Here is a 2,977-nt window from a genome sequence, read left to right on the forward strand (position 1 = left end):
CCGCCCGGGCGCACCCGTCGTGGCGCCGCCGCCACGCCTCGATCGCGATCCCGGCGTCCCCGGGACGCTGGTACGTGGTCAACGCGACGCCGGACATCGCGGAGCAGATCGAGGCGACCGCGGACCTGCGTCCCGGCCCGGAGCGGCGCCGCACCCCGGTCGCGGGCGCGGTGCTGACCGACGCCGAACTCGACCACACGCTCGGGCTGCCGCGGCTGCGGGAGGCGGCGGGCCTGCGCGTCGTCGCGACCGCCACCGTCCGCGACGCGCTGGCGGGCGGCCTCCGGCTGGACCGCGTCCTCGCCCCGTACACCACGCTGACCTGGACGGAGCTCCCCGAGGACGGGGCCGTCCCGCTCGACGGCACCGGGAGCCTGGAGATCGCGGCCGTCCGGGTCTCGGGCAAGCGCCCCCGCTATGCGGCCGGCCTCGACCTGCCGGACGGGGCCTGGTCCGTGGCGCTGCACGTCACCGACCGGCGCGCCGGCACCAGCCTCGTGTACGCGCCGGCGCTCGCCGGGTGGCCGCCCGCGCTCGGCAGGGCCCTGTCCGCCGCGGACTGCGTCATCGTCGACGGCACGTTCTGGGACGACGCCGAGCCGCGCCGCTCCGGGTTCACCGAGCGGACCGCCACCGAGATGGGCCACCTGCCGATCACCGGCCCGGACGGCACGGCCGACCGGCTCGCGGCGCTGCCCGCGGCGCGGCGCCTCTACACGCATCTCAACAACACCAACCCCCTCGTCGACCCCGGTCACGACGGCCACCGCGCCCTCGCCGGAATGGGGATCGAGGTCGCATCGGAAGGCCAGGTGATCGACCTGTGAGCACGACGACGGACGCCCCGCGCCGTCCCGCCCGCCCGCTGCCCTGGACGCCGGAGGAGGTGGAGCACCGGCTCCGCCGGATCGCCGCCGAGCGCTACCACCACCGGCACCCGTTCAACCTGCGGATGCACGACGGGCTGCTGACGCCGGAGGAGCTGCGCTGCTGGGTGCTGAACCGCTTCCACTACCAGCGGCACATCCCGATCAAGGACGCGCTCATCCTCGCCAAGCTCGACAGCCGGGAGCTGCGCCGGGCCTGGATCCGGCGCATCCACGACCACGACGGCCGCGACGGCGACGCCGGCGGTCCCGGGGACGCGGGCGGCATCGAGCGGTGGCTGCGCCTCGGCGAGGCCGCCGGCCTGGACCGGGTGCTGCTGCTCTCCGGCGAGGGCGTCCTGCCCGGCGTGCGGTTCGCGGTCGAGGGCTACGTGAACTTCTGCCGCCTCGCCACGCCCCTCGAAGCGGTCGCCTCGTCGCTCACCGAGCTCTTCGCGCCGGACCTGATGGTCACGAGGATCGGGGCCTGGGAGCGGCACTACCCCTGGATCGAGCCGGAAGGGCTGCGCTACTTCCAGGTCCGCGTGGCGCAGGGCCGCCGGGACGCCGACGAGGCCCTCGCGCTGGTGCACCGATGGGCCGAGACGCGCGCCGACCAGGAACGGGTGCTGGCGGCGTTCGCCTTCAAATGCGACGTGCTCTGGTCGCTGCTGGACGCCGTCGAGCACGCCACGGTCAAGGAGAGCGCGGATGCAGGCTGAACACGCTCCGATGACGGCGGCGGTCACGAGGGAGACGCGGCCCGCGCTCGCCCGCTCCGTGCTGCTCCGCTACGACCGCGTCCGCCGCGCCGAGCTGCTGCTGATGCCCGAGCGGGCCGTCCTGCTCAGCCCGGAGGCCGGCCGCATCCTGCGGCTCTGCGACGGGCACCGCACCGTCGCCGGCATCATCGCCGCGCTCGCCGCCGACCACCCGGACGCCCCGCTCGGCCGGGACGTGCCCGCGTTCATCGAGAGGGTCCGCGCGGAAGGGTGGCTGCGATGACCGAGCCCGCCGCGCCGTGGGCACTGCTCGCCGAACTGACCCACGCGTGCCCGCTGCACTGCCCCTACTGCTCCAACCCGCTCGAACTCGTCCGGCGGCGCGCCGAACTGGCGGCGGACGAGTGGGCGCGGGTCCTCGCGGAGGCCGCCGACCTCGGCGTCGTCCAGGCGCACATCTCCGGAGGCGAGCCGCTGCTGCGCCCCGACCTCGAACGGATCGTGGCGGCGGCGCACCGCGCCGGCGTCTACACCCAGCTCGTCACCAGCGGCCTCGGCCTCACCGCCGCGCGGCTGGACGCGCTGGTCGATGCCGGCATCGACAGCGTGCAGCTGTCGGTCCAGGACGCGGACCGGGCGAACTCCGACCTCATCGCCGGGCGCGCCTCCTACGCGGCGAAGGAGCGCGCCGCGGGCGTCATCCGGGCGGCCGGGCTCCCCTTCGGGCTCAACGTCGTCCTGCACCGGCACAACCTCGACCGCCTGCCGCAGATCATCGAGATGGGCGAGCGCTGGGGAGCCGACCGCGTCGAACTGGCCAACGCCCAGTTCTACGGCTGGGCGCTCCGCAACCGGGACGTCCTGCTGCCCACCACGGAACAGCTCGACCGCGCGAAGCGGACGGTGGCCGGCCACCGGGCGAAGTCCCGGCGACCGGAACTGGTGTGGGTCCTTCCCGACTACCACGAGGGCGTGCCGAAACCGTGCATGGGCGGCTGGGGCGCCCGTTCCATCACGGTGGCGCCCGACGGGACGGCGCTGCCATGCCCCGCCGCCTACGCGATGACCGACCTGCGCCCGCCGAACGTCCGCGACCGCCCGCTGTCGTGGATCTGGCGGCGGTCCGACGCCTTCAACGCCTACCGCGGCACCGCGTGGATGAGCGGTCCGTGCGGCGAGTGCCCGCGCCGCGAGACCGACTTCGGCGGATGCCGGTGCCAGGCGTTCGCCCTGACCGGCGACGCCTCCCGCACGGACCCGGCCTGCGCCCTGTCGCCCGACCACCACCTCGTCCGCGACCGCGCCGTCCTCGCCGGGGGGGTGGCCGCCGCCGAGCCGGCCGGTGACCCCGCGCGGGGCTTCGTATACCGGCGGCCGGCGAACGCCCGC

Annotated in this window: 4 protein-coding genes; all 4 read left to right on the forward strand. The window is 75.6% G+C overall.

Annotation, left to right across the window (positions count from 1 at the left end; genetic code table 11):
- The coding region (gene pqqB / locus ABZ914_RS49515) for a pyrroloquinoline quinone biosynthesis protein PqqB (RefSeq protein WP_500201539.1) at positions 1-827 on the forward strand (827 nt) is incomplete at its 5' end.
- Positions 824-1,588 carry a pyrroloquinoline-quinone synthase PqqC gene (gene pqqC / locus ABZ914_RS49520; protein ID WP_500201540.1) on the forward strand — a complete coding sequence of 255 codons (765 nt, stop codon included), beginning with the start codon at positions 824-826 and terminating at the stop codon, positions 1,586-1,588. The genes pqqB and pqqC, both read left to right, overlap by 4 nt.
- Complete coding sequence (gene pqqD, locus ABZ914_RS49525; RefSeq protein WP_500201541.1) at positions 1,578-1,871, forward strand: pyrroloquinoline quinone biosynthesis peptide chaperone PqqD; 294 nt, start codon at positions 1,578-1,580, stop codon at positions 1,869-1,871. The genes pqqC and pqqD overlap by 11 nt, the downstream gene beginning before the upstream one ends.
- Positions 1,868-2,977, forward strand: a 1,110-nt coding sequence (gene pqqE / locus ABZ914_RS49530) for a pyrroloquinoline quinone biosynthesis protein PqqE (RefSeq protein WP_500201542.1), incomplete at its 3' end; no start/stop codon positions are given. The genes pqqD and pqqE, both read left to right, overlap by 4 nt.

Origin of the sequence: Spirillospora sp. NPDC046719 (assembly GCF_040645715.1) — a bacterium.
In the GTDB taxonomy this organism is placed as follows: Bacteria; Actinomycetota; Actinomycetes; order Streptosporangiales; family Streptosporangiaceae; genus Spirillospora.

Bases quoted from the DNA above. Each gene is read 5' to 3' on its own strand.
- pqqD (WP_500201541.1), top strand. From the start codon at position 1,578: ATGCAGGCTGAACACGCTCCGATGACGGCGGCGGTCACGAGGGAGACG.